The sequence below is a fragment of the Variovorax gracilis genome (assembly GCF_030317115.1).
Lineage (GTDB): Bacteria > Pseudomonadota > Gammaproteobacteria > Burkholderiales > Burkholderiaceae_C > Variovorax > Variovorax gracilis.
Genome location: NZ_JASZYF010000002.1, coordinates 271974 through 288567 on the forward strand (window position 1 = coordinate 271974; position 16594 = coordinate 288567).

Below are 16594 nucleotides of genomic sequence, written 5' to 3' on the forward strand. Positions count from 1 at the left end.
GTCAGACCGCCGAATCCGGCGCGCCGCGAACGATCGCGTCGCGCAGCGCCGCGGGAATCTCCACCGCTCGATGGCTGTCGAGCGATGTCGTGACCAGCACCTGGTGCATGCGCATGCGGGTTTCGCCCTGGTGGTCGAAGCAATGCAGCGCGAGCGTGAGCGAGCGCGTGCCCAGCCGCTCGACAGTGAGCCCGAGGATCACGCGGTCGCCCAGGCGGCTCACCGCACGGAAGTCGGCCTCCAGGCGCACGGTCGGCAGGCCGATGCGCTGCTCGGCGATGAGCTTGTGATAGCCGATGCCCAGCTCTTCGTTCACCCAGTCTTCCACCAGGCCGTTGAACATCACGAAGTACTGCGGGTAGAAGACGATGCCCGCCGGGTCGCAGTCCGAGAAACGGATCAGCCGCTCGCGGCGGAATTCGGCTGCCTTCTTCGCTTCGCTCACGCGCTCTCCTCCGCAGGCGGCTCGCCGCGCATCACATGCACCCGCAACTGGCCGAGTTGGCTGTGCAACTGGCGCACGGTCTTCACGTCGAGGCCGGCGAACATCTCCAGAATCCATTGCTCATGCTCCTTGGCCATCGCCTCGAAGCTGCGGCGGCCCTTGGGCGTGAGGCTGACGATCCATGCGCGGCGGTCGTCCGGGCTGGCAGTGCGCGACACGACGCCTTCGCGTTCCAGCTCGTCGGTGAGGCCGGTCACGTTGCCGCCGGTCACCATCAGGTAGCGCGAGAGCACGCGCATCTTGAGCCCGTCACGGTAGCGGTACAACTGCGCCATGTAGTCGAAGCGTGCCAGCGTGATGTCGAAGCGTTCGCGCAGCCGCTTGCGGATCTCGGCCTCGATCTGCGTGGTGCTCGCCAGCATGCGCAGCCAGAGCTTGAGCACGGCATGGTCTTCCTGGCCGGCGCGCGCCTCGTGGCCGAGTTCCTCGGCATCGCTCAGCGCCGCATGCGAGGGGTCGTTGCCGATGTCCGTCATGTCACTTCTCCCCCCGAGACCGAGATCGACTGCCCGGTCATCGACGCCGCGCCTTCTCCGCACAGCCAGCGCACGGCGTCCGCCACCTCGGCGGGCTGCACGATGCGACGCTGCGGATTGACCCCGGCAAACTCAGCCAGCGCATCGGCTTCGCTGCGGCCCGTCTTGCCGACCACGTTCGCGACGCTGGCACGCAGGATGTCGGTGTCCGTGTAGCCGGGGCAGACGGCATTGACCGTGATGCCCTTGCGCGCCACTTCGAGTGCGAGCGAGCGCGTGAGGCCGACCACGCCGTGCTTCGCCGCCGTGTACGCCGCCACATAGGCATAGCCCTTCTGGCCCGCAGTGCTCGCGATATTGACGATTCGGCCCCAGCCGAGTTCCAGCATGTCGGGCAGCGCCGCCTGCGCGCACAGGAAGCTGCCGGTGAGGTTCACCGCCAGCATGCGCCGCCACAGCTCCACCGAAGTCTTAAGGAAGGGTGCGCTCTCGGCCTGGCCCGCGTTGTTGACGAGGATCGCGACCGGGCCCGATGCCGCACGCGCGGCATCGAAGCCGGCGCGCACCGAATCGGCATCGCTCACGTCGGCTACAACCACACCGTGGCCAGTGCCCGGCAGTTCGTTCTGCACGCGGTGCAGCGCTGCTCGGTCGCGGCCGAGCAGGCTGACGCGCGCCCCTTGGGCCGCCAGGGTCCTGGCGATTTCGGCGCCGATGCCGCGTGCGGCGCCTGTGATGACGGCATGCCGCCCATTCAGTGCTTGGCTCATGGTCTGGAATTGGTTGACAACTAAATAATTTTAACCGTTTGGATCTGGCGACCCGCGACGCGACTCATCGCATCAGCCGTCCCCCGTTGAGGTCGAGCGTCGCGCCTGTCGTGAAGGCACCGGCCGCAGATGCGAGATACACAGCCGCCGCGGCGACCTCCTCCGCCCCGCCGAAGCGGCCGAGCGGAATGCCGGCCCGCACCGTGCGCTGGCGCGCCTCGTCCATGGCATCGAGCACCGGGCTCCTGATCGCGGCAGGCGCGATCGCGTTGACCGTGACGTCATGCGGCGCGAGTTCCTGCGCGAAGGAGCGCGTGAGCGCCAGGATGCCGGCCTTCGACGCGGCGTAATGAACGCCGGTCGCTGCACTGGCCCGCTGCCCCGCGATCGACGACAGGTTGATGATCCGGCCCGCGCCCCGGTCGCGCATGTGCAGCCCGGCGATGCGGCAGCCGAAGAAGACACCACGCAGGTTCACCGCCATGACCTGGTCCCACTCCTCGGCCGGGATGTCCCAGAGCGAAGTCGATGGCGTGAGCGCGGCGTTGTTCACCATCACGTCGATGGCGCGGAAGCGCTGCACCGCGGCGTCGAAGCGCCGCGCAAAAGCAGTCTCGTCGCGCACGTCGAGCGGCAAGGCGATGCAATCGTGGGCCGCAGCGCGAAGGTCGGCGGCGACGGCGTCGGCCGCCGCCTCGTCGATATCCGTCAGCGCTACGCGCGCGCCCGCTTCAGCCAGCCCGCGCGCAATCGCAGCCCCGAGACCTTGCCCCGCGCCGGTCACGAAGGCGGTCCGCCCTGACAGCGAGAACATGGCCCTAGCCCTTCGCCGCCTTGCGGCCGGCCGGACGCCCGTCCCACGTCTGCGGCGTCACGCCGCGCTCGCGCAGCTTGTACTTCTGCACCTTGCCGTTCTCCGTGCGCGGCAGATCGGCCAGCACGTCGATGTAGCGGGGCACAGCGAAGTACGGCAGGCGGGCTTCGCAGAACTGCGTGAGTTCTTCCGGGTCGATGCGACGATCGGGCCTCGCGACCAGCGCCGACATCACCTCGTCCTCCGCCAGTTCGGAGCGCACCGGATAGACCGCGCAGGCAGCGACGCAGGGGTGGCTCAGCAGCACCTGCTCGACTTCGAATGAAGAGATGTTCTCGCCCCGACGCCGGATCGCATCCTTGATACGGTCGACGAAGCGGAATGCCCCGTCGGCATCGCGCACCACGCGATCGCCGGTATGGAACCAAAGATTGCGCCAGGCTTCGACGGTCTTCCCCGGCATGTTGAAGTAGCCGCTCGCGAAGGCATACGGCTCATCCGCGCGCAGCAGCAGTTCGCCAGCCTCTCCGGACGGTAGCTCGACATCGTCCTCGTCGGCCACGCGCGCATCGAAACCGGGGCGCAGCCACCCCATCACGCCACCGCGTGGCGAGTCGGGCGCACTGGCGATGGCGAAGTTCGTCTCGGTCGAGCCGTAGCCTTCGAGCAGCCGCACCCCGGTGCGCTCCATGAAGGCCTGTCCGGCAGCCGCCGGCACGCCGGGGCCGAGGCCGGTGCGGACACGGTGATCGCGCTCGCCGGGCCCTTCCGGCTGCGCCAGGAGGATCGGCACCATCGCGCCAAGCAGGTAGACGACCGTCGCGCCGCTCGCGCGCATCGCCGGCCAGAATCCGGAAGCCGAGAAGCGCGACTCGAACACGACCTCGCATCCCGTGACCGCCGCCTGCGCGAAGGTGTTGAGCGCGTTGATATGGAAGAGCGGCAGCGTGGTGCACAGCACATCGTCGGCGCCGACCCCGAGCACCTCCGCGCTGTTCACGCCCCACCAGAAATATTGCGCATGCGGGCAGATGACGCCCTTGGCCGGTCCGGTGGTGCCGGACGTGTAGAGGATGGCGAGCGGATCGCCCGGCTGCACCGCTGCCGGCGGGATCGGCTCTGCACCGGCGGGATACGGCATGGAGCGCACGCCAGCGGGTGCCTGCCACGATGCCTCCTGCGCTTCGCCGACAACCCAGACCTCGCGCAGCTTCGTCTGGCCGAGATCGGCCGTCTGCAGCCGCTCAAGGAACTCGACATCGACCACGAGCAGCCTGGCCTCGCTGTTGGCGAGGAAGTATTCGATCTGCGGCCCCATCGATGCGGTGTTGATCGGCACCACCGACGCACCGAGCCAACCCGCGCCGAAGAACACCTCCAGAAACTCGATGCGGTTGCCGCACATCACGGCTACCCGGTCGCCGCGCGCCACGCCGGCCTGCGCGAGCGCCGCAGCACGCTCGCCTGCCGCCTGTGCCGCATCCCCATGAGCCCAGGCGCGCCCCGCGATCCGAAGCAGCGGTCGCCTCGCGAACTGCGCCGCCTGGCGCTGCAGCATCGCGGGCAAGGTGCGCTGCGACGGCGGCAGCGCGCGCGCCTCAGTCGTCATCGTGAGTGCCTCCGCCGAGATAGGTCGCCTGCACGCGGGGATCGCTGGCGAGGTCCTGCGACGCGCCCGAAAGCGCGATCTCGCCCGTCTCCAGCACGTAGCCATGGTCCGAGGTTTCGAGCGCAGCGCGGGCGTTCTGCTCCACCAGCAGGATCGACACTCCATCCTCGCGCAGCTTGCGCACGATGGTGAGGATGTCGCGCACGATCAGCGGCGCGAGGCCCAGGCTGGGCTCGTCGAGCATCAGCAGCCGGGGCGCCGACATCAGCGCACGGCCCACGGCGAGCATCTGGCGTTCGCCGCCCGAGAGCGTGTCGGCGCGCTGCGCACGGCGTTCGGCCAGGCGCGGGAAGCGGTCGTAGACGGACTGCAGGCGGCTCTTCAACGCATCGCTGCGCAGCCGCCGCGAGAAGGCGCCGAGCTGGAGGTTGTCGAGCACGCTCAGTTCACCGAAGAGTTCACGTTTCTCAGGCACGAGACACAGGCCGCGCTCCACCCGCGCCTCGACGTCGAGGCCGTGCAGATCCTCGCCCTCGAAGCGCAGGATGCCGTTGCACGGCAGCAGCCCCATCGCGGCGGCCAGCAGCGTGGTCTTGCCCGCGCCGTTGGGGCCGATCACGGAGATGATCTGGCCGTGCTCCAGGTTGAGTGTGACACCGCGCACGGCATCCACTTGCCCGTACGACACATGCAGGTCTCCGATCTCCAGCATGGCGGTCATGGGTTCACCCCCAGGCTTGCCACTGCGTGTACTGCGCCAACCCCCTCGAGGGGGCCCGCGCCTTCGGGCGGCCGGGCGGCGCTCATACGACGCTCCCGAGGTACGCAGCCTGCACACGCTCGTCCGCACGCACGGCCGACGGCACTCCTTCCACGAGCTTGGAGCCGAAGTTCATCACCACCAGCCGGTCCACCAGTTTCATCACGAAGTCCATGTCATGTTCGACGATGAGGATGGTCACGCCCTCCTCCCGCAGTTTGCGCAGCAGGTCGCCCAGCGCCATCTTTTCCTTGCGGCGCAACCCGGCGGCCGGTTCGTCCAGCACCAGCAGCACCGGGTCGGCGGCGAGGGCGCGTGCGATCTCCAGGATGCGTTGCGTGCCGAGCGGCAGGCTGCCCGCCAATTCGTGGGCGCGGTCGCCGAGGCCGATGCGGTCGAGCTGCCGCTGCGCTTCCTGAAGGATCTGGCGCTCCTCGGTGCGGTCCAGCCGCAGCCCGGCCTTGAGCACGCCCGTCGCGGTCCGCGAATGCGCGCCGAGCGCGACGTTGTCGAGCAGGCTCATGTGCGGTCGCAGCTTCACGTGCTGGAAGGTGCGCGCCAGACCGAGCCGTGCAACCTTGCGCTGCGGCATCCCGGCAATGTCCTGACCCAGAAAGCGTACTTGCCCGGCCGTCATCGGCAGCGTGCAGGTCAGCAGGTTGAACATGGTCGACTTGCCGGCGCCGTTCGGGCCGATCAGCCCGACGATCTCGCCAGCCTTCACATCGAAGCTCACGTCGTTGACCGCCACCAGCCCGCCGAAGCGCTTGACGGCCCCCGTCACCGACAGGATCGGCGATCCGCGGTCCGGCAGCGTGCGGTGCGGCAGCGGCTCCACCGGCACCGAAGGCTCACGCGACAGCGGTGCGGCGAAGCGGCCTCGCGTCCAGCGCCGCACGAAGCCCATCAGCCCGCCGCGCGCGAAGTGCAGCAGCAGGATGAAGAGCGTCGCGAAGGCCACGGCTTCGAGCTGGCCGGCGCGTTGCGTCAGCATGGGTAGCACGTCCTGCAGTCCGTTCTTCAGGATCAGTACCAGGGCAGAACCGACCAGCGCGCCCGCAAGCTGCCCGAGTCCGCCGGCCACCGCCATCAGCAGATACTCGATGCTGGCCCGCACGTCGAAGGGCGACGGGCTGACGAAGCGATTCATGTGCGCATAGAGCCAGCCCGCGAGACCGGCGAACAGCGCGGCCGTGACGAAGAGCGAAAGCCGCACGCGGTAGGCGTCCTCGCCCACGCTGGCGAGCAGCGTCGCGCCGCCCCGCAAGCTGCGGATGGCGCGGCCCGGTCGCGATTCGAGCAGGTTGCGGCTGAACAGGAAGGCCAGCCCGACCAGCGCCCAGATCAGGTAGTAGATGGCGCGTGGGTCCGCCAACGACCAGCCGCCGATCCTGAGGGCCGGGATGTTCGACAGACCCGTGTGACGTCCCAGCGCATCGACGTTGCCGAACAGCATCGCGATCGACAGCCCCCACGCGATCGTGCTGAGCGGCAGGAAGTGCCCGCCCAGGCGCAAGGTGAGCATGCCGATGGCGAGCGCCGACAGCCCGGTCAGCAGCAAGGCGAACGGCAGCCCGATCCAGGGCGAGAAGCCTTGCGCGGTGGTGAGCCAGGCCGTCGCGTACGCCGCGATTCCGACGAAGGCCGCCTGCCCGAAGGAGGTGGCGCCGCCGATGCCCGTGAGCAACACCAGTCCGAGCGCGACGAGTGCGCCGATGCCGATGTCGTTCAGTAGCGAGACGGTGAAGTTGCCGGCCAGTGCGGGCGCGATGGCGAGCGCCACCACGACGAGGCCGATCCAGAGCTTGCGTTGGACGAGCGGGCTCATTGAGTAACCTCCGTGCTTCTGCACTGCGGTGCGAGCTTGCTTGGAGCGGTCCGGCGCGGCGCTCATTGGTCCACCTCGTCTTCTTCCTCTTCGGAATGCACGCTGAGGAAGGACCTCAGCATCAGCACCGGTATCAGCAGACTGAACACGATCACATCTTTCAGCGCGCCGCTCCAGAACGACGCAAAACTTTCGACCACGCCCACTGCGAGGGCGCCGACGGCTGTCATCGGATAGCTCACGAGCCCGCCGATGATCGCGGCGACGAAGGCCTTCAGGCCGATGATGAAGCCGGAGTCGTAGTACATGGTGGTCACGGGCGCGATCAGCACGCCGATCAGCCCGGCCAGCAGGGATGCGCTGCCGTAGGCCAGCAAGGCGGTGCGTGCCGGCCGGATGCCGACCAGCCGCGCACCCACGCGGTTGACGGCGGTCGCGCGCAAGGCCTTGCCGGCCACCGTGCGTTCGAACACCAGGAAGAAGAGACCGCTCAGCACGATCGCGGCGCCGACCATCAGCACGACCTGCCCGCTGACCGAGAAGCCGTCACCGAGCGGAATGGTTCCGCTCGCAAGCGGTGCAGTGCGCGAGCCTTCCGGCCCGAAGAACAGCAGGCCCAGGCCTGACAGCAGGAAGTGCAGCGCCAGCGACACGATCAGCAAGACCAGTACCGACGCATCCGCGATCGGCTGGAACACGACGCGCGCCAGCAGCGGCGCGATGGGCACCACGAGCAGCACCGAGACCGCGATCTGCACCGCCGCCGGCATGCCGGGCCGGGCGGCGGCCCAGGCGAGGACGCATGGCAGCAGCGGCAGCACGCCCCAGGCCAGGATCGCCTTGGGCACCTTCTTCGCCTCGCCGCGCCGCAGCAGGCTGCCGACCTCGGTCATCGTCGCCAGCGCAGCCAGCACCATCACCAGCCCGATGGTGGGCGGAAGACGGCCGGTCTCGAAGGCGGCCAGCGTCAGCGCAGCAAACGCCGCGATGTCGCCAAAGGGCACGAACACCACCCGCGTGACGGAAAAGATCAGCACCAGTCCCAGCCCGGCGAGCAGATAGACCGCCCCATTGGCGAGCCCGTCGATGCCCAGAATGAGCGCCACGTCCCATGTCATTGAAAAAATCCTCTGGGGTTATGGAAAGGCGCGTTCGAAGCGCTGCAGGTGCTGGGATGCCGCGGAACCGGCCTCGCCGGGCCGCAGGCATCGCCCCCTCGAAGGGGGTTGGCGGCCACACGCAGTGGGCAAGCCTGGGGGTGGGTCATTGCGCGAGTTTCCATTGGCCGTTTTCCAGCTTGACGATCACGCGTGCGCGCTCGTCCACGCCGTAGAGGTTGCCCGGCTTGAAGTTGTAGACGCCATGCGTGCCGACGACTTCCTTGGTGCTCGCGATCGCATCGCGCAGCGAGAGCCTGAACTCGGGCGTGCCCGGCTCACCCTTGGCGCGCGCGGCAGCATCGGTGAAGACGAGCCAGCCGTCAAAGGAATAGGCCGAGAAGGCATCGCTGGTCGGCGCGTTGTTCACCTTCTGGAACACCGAGCGGAAGTCCATCGCGATCTTCTTGGTCGGGTACTCGGCAGGCAGTTGCTCGGCCACGATCACCGGGCCGGTCGGCATCAGCGCCCCCTGGCCCGAGGCACCCACCACGCGCACGAAGTCGGGGTTGATGAGGCCGTGCTGTCCGTACACAGGGCCCTTGAAGCCACGCTCGGTCAGCGCGAGGAAAGGCAGCGCGCCCGGGGTGCCGGCGCCGCCGGTCATCACCGCGTCGGGCTTCATCGCCACCAGCTTCAGCACCTGGCCGGTGACGGAGGCATCGGCGCGCGCATAGCGCTCGTTGCCCAACACCTTGATGCCCGCTTCGGGGGCTGACTTCATCAGCGCGTTGTAGACCAGGTCGCCCCACGCATCGGAGAAGCCGATGTAGCCGACGGTCTTGATGCCGTCCTTCTTCATGCGCTGGACCACCGCGTCGATCATGAGCTGCGTCGGCTGCGCGACGGTGAACACCCATGCGTTCTCGGCGGGGTCGAGCTGGATCGGGGTAAGGCCGATCATCGGCACCTTCGCATCGCGGCCGACCTGCGCCATCGCGATCGCCGCAGGCACGCCAGAGGTGCCCATCAGGATGTCGACCTTGTCCTCTTCGACCAGCTTGCGCGCATTGCGGCCGGCCGTGGTCGGGTCGGAGCCGTCGTCCAGCACGATGAGCTGGATCTTGCGGCCATTGACTTCGGGCTTGTACGCGAGGGCTGCCTGCATGCCCTTGGCGTACGGCACGCCGAGCGAGGAGTTGGGGCCGGAGAGCGAAACGCTCAGACCGACTTTGAGATCGGCCGCGAACGCGCTCATCGCGAAGCCGGCACCCAGTGCGGCGGCCAACGCGGTGCGCGTCAAGGTCTGCATCAAGCTCTTCATGTCGTGACTCCTGGTGGGGGTGGAATGGTTGAGCAGCTCGCTCAGATGAACAACTGAATGGCCGGCAATGCGCGTCCGGCGTTGAGAAGGTCGACGCGCTTCTGGCGGATGGCCCAGCCGCCGGGCGTACGCACGAGCCGATGGCGGCAGGTGCCGGCGAGCAGGATCTGATCGTCCCCTCGTGCCTCGACGTAGATGAAAGGCGTGCGCAGTGTCAGTTCGCCGGTGGCCTCGTCCTCGTGCTCGATGGCGGAACGCTGCAGCACGTGCTGGCAATGGCTCGCGGGATGTTGCGAGTGCGCGCGCGGATTCTTCAATCGGTCGACGCGCAACTGCAGCAGCAGCCGGTCTTCGTAAGCCAGGGAGTTGTGGGAGTACGGGTCCGCCTGGGCCGCACCCAGCAGCGGCACCCAGTAGTGGCCGTCTTCGGTGAACAGCGCCAGCCAGTCGTCGAAACGGCCCGCGTCGAGCAGCGCCGCCTCGGCGGCGATGAAGTCTTCCGGCTGCATCACGCCGCCGTCTCCATGCCGGCCGTCATGAACTTCGCCCACGCACGGAACTGGTTGCGCATCAACAGCTCGTTGGTGCCATTGGTCGTGATCGAGGCCTGCGTGAGCTCGGCCGGATCGAAATTGCGATGCAGGCTCACCCATTCGTTGCCTTCGGCGCGCAGACCCTGCTGCATGCTCTCGAAGAGATGCACGTCGTCGTGGGCAACCACCGACATCGGCGAGAAGACGAGCCGGTTGTAGTTCATCGCACGCTCGAAAAGCAGATCGGGCGCACCGGCGGCGCGGAAGCTCCAGGCCTCGATCATCGTGCGATTGGCCGCCAACGGGCGGATGACTCGGATTGCCTGCGGCGAGCCTTTCACCGACAGGCTGGGAAAGAAGACGGAATTCTGCGGCGAGCGCTGCAGGATCTCCGCAGCGCGCTCGGCACCGTGCGCGGCGCGCATGGCTTCCTCGTACTCGGGCAACTGCGCGTAGTTCGAATGGATACTGAAGTTCACGCCGAGCACGCTGTGGCCATTGGCGAAGACGCGGCCGCCCATCTTGTCGAAGAAGTCGTAGCCGGAACCGAAGGGCAGGATCTGTTCCATCGCCATCGGTTTGGGCGCATCGGGCGCCTGCCCCTGCCACAGGGCATCGGCCGCCTGCGTGGCGGACTCGTGCGTCGACATCGGATGCACCGTGTCGTTGATGTTCTCGAGGTACATCTTCCAGTTGCAGTGGATGATGTTGCGCATCACGCCGCCGCCGACCGTCAGACGGCCTTCGGGCGAGCGGTCGACCATGTTGTCGATGGCATGCAGCACCTCGCCGAAGTAGCTCTCGAATTCCGGGCCTTCATCGGAGAGGCGCGCGAAGACGAAATCCCGGTAGACGTGGACGTGCCTGATCGCGGTGAGCCCCTGCCCCGATTCGCATTCCTTCAGCCGCGTGCCCTCGTACCCGCTCTTGAGCGGAATGGCGAGCGGCGCGCCGTCGAGCTTGTAGGTCCAGGCGTGGTACGGGCAACGGAAGAACTTGCCCGTGTTGCCACACTCGTCGGTGACCAGCCGGCTGCCCTTGTGCGCGCAGCGGTTGTAGAACACGCGGATTGCGCCGTCGGGCTGGCGGACCATCATGACCGGGCGGCCCGCGAGGTCGAGCGACCAGTAGTCGCCGGCGTTGGGCACCTGGCTCGCGTGGCCGACGTAGAGCCAGGTGTTGGCAAAGAACTGCGCCTGTTCGAGCGCGAAGAGTTCTTCGTTCAGGTACACGTCGCGATGAACGCGGTCGTCCTGCACCAGCGCTCGAATCGCGTCAGGACGGTTGCGGTAGGTGTTCATCGCGGCGCTGCCTGAAGCTGGGTCGACGTCAGGGCACCAGCTTCCACTGGCCCTTTTCGCTGCGCACGATGACGACGGCGCGCTGATCGGAACCGTAGCGGTTGTCGGGCTTGAAGTTGTAGATGCCGTGCGTGCCGGTCAACTCCTTCGTGCTGACGATCGCGTCGCGCAGCGCCGTGCGGTACTGCGGCGTGCCGGGCTCGCCCTTGACGCGCGAAGCCGCATCGGCGAGCAGCAGGTAGGCGTCGTAGGTGTAGGAGGAGAAGGCATCGGTCGGCACGGAGCCGTTGACCTTCTTGTACGCATCGCGGAAGCCCATCGACACCTTCTTGATCGGGTTGCTGTCGGGCAACTGGTCGGCCACCAGCACGGGGCCGCTCGGCACCTGCAGGCCTTCGATGGACGCTCCGCCGACGCGCACGAAGTCTGCGTTGATAAGGCCGTGCGTGCCGTAGATCTGGCCCTTGTAGCCACGGTCGGCGAGCGCGAGATAGGGCAGCGCGCCCGGCGTTCCGGAGTTGCCTGCGAACACCGCATCGGGTCGGGCCGAGATGATCTTCAGCACCTGGCCGGCGACGGAAGAATCGCTGCGCGCGTAGCGCTCGTTCGCGACCACCTTGATGCCTGCGGCCTCGGCGCTCTTCACCAGCGAGTCGTACGCCAGGTCGCCCAGCGCGTCGGAGAAGCCGATGAAAGCAACCGTCTTGACGCCGGACTTCTTCATGCGCTCGACGACGGCCGCAACCATCAGCGGGAAAGGTTGCGACACAGTGACGGTCCACGCGCCCTCGGGGCCGGGGATGGTGACGGGCGTGGGCGAGATCAGCGGCGTGTTCAGCTCGCGCGCCACTGCTGCGATGGCCATCGCACCGGGCACGCCCGAAGTTCCGATGAGCACGTCGACCTTGTCCTCGACCACGAGCTTGCGCGCATTGCGCCCGGCCGTGGTGGGGTCCGACGCATCGTCGAGCACGATCAGCTCGACCTTGTGTCCCGCAAGCGCGGGATGCTCGGCGATGGCGGCCCGGATGCCCTTCTCATAGGGAATGCCGAGCGCAGAGACCGGACCCGAAAGCGAGCTGATGAAGCCGACTTTCAGGTCGGCCGCCGTGGCGTGGGCGGCAGCGAGAGCGACGGCCGTGAGGCCGATGAGTTGAGCGATGGTTCGAATCATCTGAGGCTTTCAAAAGGGTTTCAGGAGTACCGCGGAACCGGCTTTGCCTGGCCGCAGGTACTGCCCCCTGCAAGGGGGTGGGCGGCCACACGAAGTGGGCAAGCCCGGGGGTGTTTCACGGAACCAGCTTCCATTGGCCTTTTTCGAGCTTGACGATGACGCGGGAGCGTTCGTCCGAGCCGTAGCGGTTGTCGGGTTTGAAGTTGTAGACGCTGTGGGTTCCGACCAGCTCCTTGGTGCTGACGATGGAATCGCGCAGTGCGACGCGGTACGCGGGCGTGCCCGGCTCGCCCTTGGTACGTGCCGCGGCGTCGAGGAACAGCAGCCATGCATCGAAGGAATACGCCGAGAACGCATCGGTCGGCGGAGCACCGTTGGCCTTCTGGTAGGCCGTGCGGAAATCCATCGACACCTTGCGGATCGGATTGGCGTCGGGCAACTGCTCGGCAACGATGACCGGGCCGGTCGGTGCCAGGAGGCCTTCGACCGCCGTACCACCGACGCGGACGAAGTCGGGGTTGATGAGCGCATGCATGCCGTAGATCTGGCCCTTGTAGCCACGATCAGCCAACGCGAGGTAAGGCAATGCGCCCGGCGTACCCGAGGTGCCGGTGATGACGGCGTCGGGACGCAGCGCGACGATCTTCAGGACCTGGCCGGTGACCGACGAGTCGCCGCGCGCATAGCGCTCGTTCGACACGATCTTGATGCCGGCCGGCTCGGCGCTCTTCTGCAGCGCGTCATAAACCAGATCGCCCCAGGCATCGGAGAAGCCGATGTAGCCGACCGTCTTCACGCCCGACTGCTTCATGCGCTCGACCACCGCGCTCACCATCAGCGGCGCCGGCTGCGGCAGCGTAACCATCCATGCGCCTTCGTCACCCGGCAGGTTGGCATTGGCAATGGAGATCAGCGGCGTCTTGGTTTCGCGTGCGACGGCGGCGATTGCCAGTGCACCCGGCGAGCCGGCCGTGCCGATGATGACGTCGACCTTGTCCTCGTCGATGAGCTTGCGGGCGTTGCGTGCGGCGGTGGAAGGGTCCGATGCATCGTCGAGTTGCACCATCTGGATCTTGCGGCCGTTCAGTTCCGACTTATAGGCCACCGCGGCCTTGATGCCCTTCTCGTATGGAATGCCGAGCGACGACACGGGGCCCGACAGCGAGGTGATGAAACCCACCTTGAGATCGGCTGCCCATGCACTCGCGGCAGACAGGGCGCTGAGGCCAGCGGCAATGCCCGCCAGGGCACAGATTCGGGTCAGGACTTTCATGCAAACCTCCAGGGGGTGAACAAGCACATGATTTATGAACTATTTAGATGTCAAGAATGCTAGCGAGCCGTTGGCGTGGTGACAAGCGAGGGAACGATGAGTTGAGTGGAAGTGCGCGCGTCGCACCGCTAGAGGGCCAAACTGCCCACGCTGGTGCCGCCGCACACGTAGAGAACCTGCCCCGTGACGAAGCTGCTCGCGGGGTCCACAAAGAAACGCACGGCCCGTGCCACATCCGCCGATTCACCCAATCGCTTGACAGGTATCGATGCCGCAAGGGCGCGTTCCTTCTCGCTGCCGGCTTCGACGACGTCGTAGAACATGTCGGTGCGAATCGGTCCGGGCGCAACGACGTTGACGGTGATGCCGTCGCCCGCGAGTTCCAGCGCCCAGGTGCGCGCCATGCCCAGCATGCCGGCCTTGGTCGCCGAGTAGTTCGTGCGTGTGGCGAGGCCCAGCGCCGCGCGCGACGACAGGAGCACGACGCGGCCGAAACGCTTCGCGCGCATGGCCGGAAGCGCTGCCTGAACGAGCTGTATCGCGCAACCGAGGTGAAGATCGACCAACGCATCGAGATCGTCGAGCTTCACATCCGCCAGCAGCGCGGGGCGGATCACGCCGGCGTTGTGGACCACCGTCGTCAACTCGAAGCGGTTGACCAGATCTGTCACCGCTTGCGCCGTTGCTGCGCGGTCCGCGAGATCGACTTCGATGCTGTGCAGCTTCGGGTGATCGATGCCGGAGGGGCGGCGCGCGAGCGACACCACCTCGTAGCCCTGGGCCAGCAGGTCTTCGCAGATCGCCTTGCCGATGCCCGCGCTGCCGCCGGTAACCGCGGCGACCTTGGGTGCTGCGCTCATGGCTGTGCTCCGATCAGCGCAAGAACGCGCAAGGGACTGCCACTGCCCTTCTCTATCTTGAGCGGCGGGCAGATCAGCACCGCGCCGGATGGCGGCAACAGATCGAGGTTGCTGAGGCATTGCAGGCCGTAGCGCCCGGCGCCGTGCATGTAGTAGTGGCAAGGGTACGGCGGCCTGAGGTGGTAGCCCTGTCCCGCGTCGGTGCCGATGGCTTCGGAGCCGAAGCCGAGCACGTCGCGCTGCTCGACCAGGAAGCGCACGGCTTCGGTGCTCGGTCCCGGCGTGTGCTGGCCCGTCTCGTCGAAGTTCTGATAGGCCTCGGGGTCCTGGCGCTTCGACCAGTCGGTGCGCATCAGCACCCAGGCGTCCTTCGGGATACGCCCGTGGCTCGCTTCGTATTGCTCGATGTCCTCGATGGTGAGCAGGTAGTCGGGGTCGTCCTTCACCTGCGGCGAACAATCGATCACGCAGGCGGGCGCAACGAAGTGCTGCACGGGAATCGTGTCCACCGAGTTGTTCGGAAGGTCGCGGCCGGAGATCCAGTGGATGGGCGCATCGAAGTGCGTGCCCGTGTGCTCGCCGCAGGAAAAGTTGTTCCAGTACCAGCCCGGGCCGCGCTCGTCGTACTTCGACACTTCCTCGATGCGGAAGGGCCAGCACTGGCCCATCTCGGGCGGCAGCGCGATCTGCGGGAACTCGGGCGTCAGGGTCTGCGTGAGGTCGATCACGCGGATGCGTCCCGTCGCCATTGCGCTCACCAGCCCACCGAGGATTTCGGCGGTGGACATCATTTGGGTGGCAGTGGTCATTGCGTCGTTCCTGAACTTGGTTGGGTCATCTGCCGGAAATACCGCGGATCCGGCTCTGCCGGCCCGCAGATATGGCCCCCTGCAAGGGGGTGGGCGGCCACACGAAGCGGGCAAGCCTGGGGGTGTGTCATTGGCCGCCCGCAGCGAGTTCGCGTTCGAGAATCTTGGGGTTGTCGCGCCAGCGCTCCAGCCATTCCTGCGCCACGTCGCCGGGATACACGTCCTCGACGCCGTCCCGCAACGCCTTGACGATCGCATTCGCCAATGCGCCGCCGCCAAGCTTGGGCGGTGGCGTGTGCTGGTTCCATTCGTCGTCGATGGGGCCAGGGAACACGTTGACCACGCGGATGCCGGCCGGCCGCATTTCGGCGCGCAGGCATTGCGCGAGCGAATGCGCTGCCGCCTTCGACGCGCTGAAAGTGCCGTGCGGAGGGAAATTGCTCAGCGCATAGATCGACAGCAGGTTGACCCACGCCGTCGCCCCCGTCACGCCGTCGGCAGACCGCCCCCTGAGCGCCGGACCGAACTCCTGCGCGAGCCGCAGCAAGCCGAAGTAGTTGATGTCCATCTCGGCCTTGGCAACGTCCGTGCCGCGCCGCGCGCCGATGCCGAAGCTGCGATGCACCTCGGCGTTGTTGATCACGATGTCGACCTTGCCGCCGATCTCGCCGGCCAGTTCGCTCACCGAGCGACCATTGGTCAGGTCGAGCGGCACCAGCGTGACTTGCGGCAAGGCGGTGATGTCGTCGAGCCCGCCCATCTTCTTCCATGGCTCGGCATGGCCGACCCACACGATGTCCGCACCGGCCTTGACCAGCGCACGCACGATCGCCTGCCCCACCTCGGTCTTGCCATCGGTCACAAGGACCTTGCGGAATTTCGGGTCGCTCGTCATTTCTCTCAGCATCTTGTCGTCAGCCATGTGGAGGCTCCCTTCGTTCGGAAATCCAATGAGTACGGCCTGGCCCGCGCGATCGAGCCGGGCGCCGACGCGCACGCGAGCGGGTGCATCGCCGACTTCACCATGCAGGTGGACCATCAGCGTCGGTCCTGCGTCGAGGTGCACGAGACCCAACCGCCACGGCAACCGCTCGCGAAAGAACAGGTCATTGCTGTGGTGCAGGGTGGTGCTGCTGAGCAGTTCGCCCTCGCCGCTCTGCTCGCGCCAGTGCAGGCGCGGCGAGAGGCATTTGTGGCAGGCCTCGCGCGGCGGGTATTGCACGGTGCCGCAGTCCTCGCAGGTCTGCAGTTCGAAGCGGCCTTCGGCGGCGGCGGCAGTGATGCCGAGCGCCACGCGCCCGCGCGCCCATGGCGGCAGATTCATCTGCCGCGTGCGGAGCACCGGATTCTTGCGCTTGGGGCGCATCAGGGGCATCGTCATGGCGCCTCCGCCGGGCCTCCCCAAGGCAGGCGCGCAGCCCCCTCGGGAGGCAGTGCAGCCGCGCAGCGGCAAACGTGGGG

Annotated in this window: 16 protein-coding genes; all 16 read right to left on the minus strand. The window is 67.2% G+C overall.

What is annotated here, in order from left to right:
• Window position 1 precedes the first annotated feature (1 nt).
• Window positions 2–445 (minus strand): acyl-CoA thioesterase, encoded by a 444-nt coding sequence (locus QTH97_RS06885; protein WP_286567347.1) that lies wholly within the window; start codon window positions 443–445, stop codon window positions 2–4.
• On the minus strand, window positions 442–981 hold the full coding sequence (locus tag QTH97_RS06890) for a MarR family winged helix-turn-helix transcriptional regulator (RefSeq protein ID WP_286567348.1): 540 nt from the start codon (window positions 979–981) through the stop codon (window positions 442–444). The genes QTH97_RS06885 and QTH97_RS06890 overlap by 4 nt, the downstream gene beginning before the upstream one ends.
• Window positions 978–1751 carry an SDR family NAD(P)-dependent oxidoreductase gene (locus QTH97_RS06895; protein WP_286567349.1) on the minus strand — a complete coding sequence of 258 codons (774 nt, stop codon included), beginning with the start codon at window positions 1749–1751 and terminating at the stop codon, window positions 978–980. The genes QTH97_RS06890 and QTH97_RS06895 overlap by 4 nt, the downstream gene beginning before the upstream one ends.
• Window positions 1752–1815: 64 nt before the next feature.
• Window positions 1816–2565, minus strand: a complete 750-nt coding sequence (locus tag QTH97_RS06900) for an SDR family NAD(P)-dependent oxidoreductase (RefSeq protein WP_286567350.1) — start codon at window positions 2563–2565, stop codon at window positions 1816–1818.
• Window positions 2566–2569: 4 nt separating this feature from the next.
• Window positions 2570–4174 carry an ATP-dependent acyl-CoA ligase gene (locus tag QTH97_RS06905; RefSeq protein ID WP_286567351.1) on the minus strand — a complete coding sequence of 535 codons (1605 nt, stop codon included), beginning with the start codon at window positions 4172–4174 and terminating at the stop codon, window positions 2570–2572.
• Entirely contained in the window at window positions 4164–4895 is a 732-nt protein-coding gene (locus QTH97_RS06910) for an ABC transporter ATP-binding protein (protein ID WP_286567352.1), read from the minus strand. The genes QTH97_RS06905 and QTH97_RS06910 overlap by 11 nt, the downstream gene beginning before the upstream one ends.
• A gap of 82 nt (window positions 4896–4977) precedes the next feature.
• Complete coding sequence (locus QTH97_RS06915; RefSeq protein WP_286567353.1) at window positions 4978–6762, minus strand: branched-chain amino acid ABC transporter ATP-binding protein/permease; 1785 nt, start codon at window positions 6760–6762, stop codon at window positions 4978–4980.
• Between the two features lie 62 nt (window positions 6763–6824).
• Window positions 6825–7880 (minus strand): branched-chain amino acid ABC transporter permease, encoded by a 1056-nt coding sequence (locus QTH97_RS06920; RefSeq protein WP_286567354.1) that lies wholly within the window; start codon window positions 7878–7880, stop codon window positions 6825–6827.
• Window positions 7881–8025: 145 nt separating this feature from the next.
• On the minus strand, window positions 8026–9183 hold the full coding sequence (locus tag QTH97_RS06925) for an ABC transporter substrate-binding protein (protein WP_286567355.1): 1158 nt from the start codon (window positions 9181–9183) through the stop codon (window positions 8026–8028).
• Between the two features lie 41 nt (window positions 9184–9224).
• The gene (locus QTH97_RS06930; protein WP_286567561.1) at window positions 9225–9692 is read right to left on the minus strand and encodes an aromatic-ring-hydroxylating dioxygenase subunit beta; all 468 of its coding nucleotides are present in this window, start codon (window positions 9690–9692) and stop codon (window positions 9225–9227) included.
• The gene (locus QTH97_RS06935; RefSeq protein WP_286567356.1) at window positions 9692–11017 is read right to left on the minus strand and encodes an aromatic ring-hydroxylating dioxygenase subunit alpha; all 1326 of its coding nucleotides are present in this window, start codon (window positions 11015–11017) and stop codon (window positions 9692–9694) included. The genes QTH97_RS06930 and QTH97_RS06935 overlap by 1 nt, the downstream gene beginning before the upstream one ends.
• A gap of 28 nt (window positions 11018–11045) precedes the next feature.
• Window positions 11046–12191, minus strand: coding sequence for an ABC transporter substrate-binding protein (locus tag QTH97_RS06940; protein WP_286567357.1), 1146 nt, complete (start codon window positions 12189–12191; stop codon window positions 11046–11048).
• A gap of 115 nt (window positions 12192–12306) precedes the next feature.
• Entirely contained in the window at window positions 12307–13464 is a 1158-nt protein-coding gene (locus tag QTH97_RS06945) for an ABC transporter substrate-binding protein (protein ID WP_286567358.1), read from the minus strand.
• A 128-nt stretch (window positions 13465–13592) separates the two neighbouring features.
• Window positions 13593–14324 carry an SDR family oxidoreductase gene (locus QTH97_RS06950; RefSeq protein WP_286567359.1) on the minus strand — a complete coding sequence of 244 codons (732 nt, stop codon included), beginning with the start codon at window positions 14322–14324 and terminating at the stop codon, window positions 13593–13595.
• Window positions 14321–15133 carry a cyclase family protein gene (locus QTH97_RS06955; RefSeq protein WP_286567360.1) on the minus strand — a complete coding sequence of 271 codons (813 nt, stop codon included), beginning with the start codon at window positions 15131–15133 and terminating at the stop codon, window positions 14321–14323. Before QTH97_RS06955 ends, QTH97_RS06950 begins: the two co-directional genes overlap by 4 nt.
• A gap of 127 nt (window positions 15134–15260) precedes the next feature.
• A complete protein-coding gene (locus QTH97_RS06960; protein ID WP_286567361.1) occupies window positions 15261–16514 on the minus strand; it encodes an SDR family NAD(P)-dependent oxidoreductase in 1254 nt (417 codons plus the stop codon).
• Window positions 16515–16594 lie beyond the last annotated feature (80 nt).

Coding starts and splice junctions, on each gene's coding strand:
- QTH97_RS06955 (WP_286567360.1), bottom strand. CDS start 15,133: ATGACCACTGCCACCCAAATGATGTCCACCGCCGAAATCCTCGGTGGG.
- QTH97_RS06910 (WP_286567352.1), bottom strand. CDS start 4,895: ATGACCGCCATGCTGGAGATCGGAGACCTGCATGTGTCGTACGGGCAA.
- QTH97_RS06905 (WP_286567351.1), bottom strand. CDS start 4,174: ATGACGACTGAGGCGCGCGCGCTGCCGCCGTCGCAGCGCACCTTGCCC.
- QTH97_RS06960 (WP_286567361.1), bottom strand. CDS start 16,514: ATGACGATGCCCCTGATGCGCCCCAAGCGCAAGAATCCGGTGCTCCGC.
- QTH97_RS06915 (WP_286567353.1), bottom strand. CDS start 6,762: ATGAGCCCGCTCGTCCAACGCAAGCTCTGGATCGGCCTCGTCGTGGTG.
- QTH97_RS06950 (WP_286567359.1), bottom strand. CDS start 14,324: ATGAGCGCAGCACCCAAGGTCGCCGCGGTTACCGGCGGCAGCGCGGGC.
- QTH97_RS06920 (WP_286567354.1), bottom strand. CDS start 7,880: ATGACATGGGACGTGGCGCTCATTCTGGGCATCGACGGGCTCGCCAAT.
- QTH97_RS06935 (WP_286567356.1), bottom strand. CDS start 11,017: ATGAACACCTACCGCAACCGTCCTGACGCGATTCGAGCGCTGGTGCAG.
- QTH97_RS06895 (WP_286567349.1), bottom strand. CDS start 1,751: ATGAGCCAAGCACTGAATGGGCGGCATGCCGTCATCACAGGCGCCGCA.
- QTH97_RS06930 (WP_286567561.1), bottom strand. CDS start 9,692: ATGCAGCCGGAAGACTTCATCGCCGCCGAGGCGGCGCTGCTCGACGCG.
- QTH97_RS06890 (WP_286567348.1), bottom strand. CDS start 981: ATGACGGACATCGGCAACGACCCCTCGCATGCGGCGCTGAGCGATGCC.
- QTH97_RS06945 (WP_286567358.1), bottom strand. CDS start 13,464: ATGAAAGTCCTGACCCGAATCTGTGCCCTGGCGGGCATTGCCGCTGGC.
- QTH97_RS06900 (WP_286567350.1), bottom strand. CDS start 2,565: ATGTTCTCGCTGTCAGGGCGGACCGCCTTCGTGACCGGCGCGGGGCAA.
- QTH97_RS06940 (WP_286567357.1), bottom strand. CDS start 12,191: ATGATTCGAACCATCGCTCAACTCATCGGCCTCACGGCCGTCGCTCTC.
- QTH97_RS06925 (WP_286567355.1), bottom strand. CDS start 9,183: ATGAAGAGCTTGATGCAGACCTTGACGCGCACCGCGTTGGCCGCCGCA.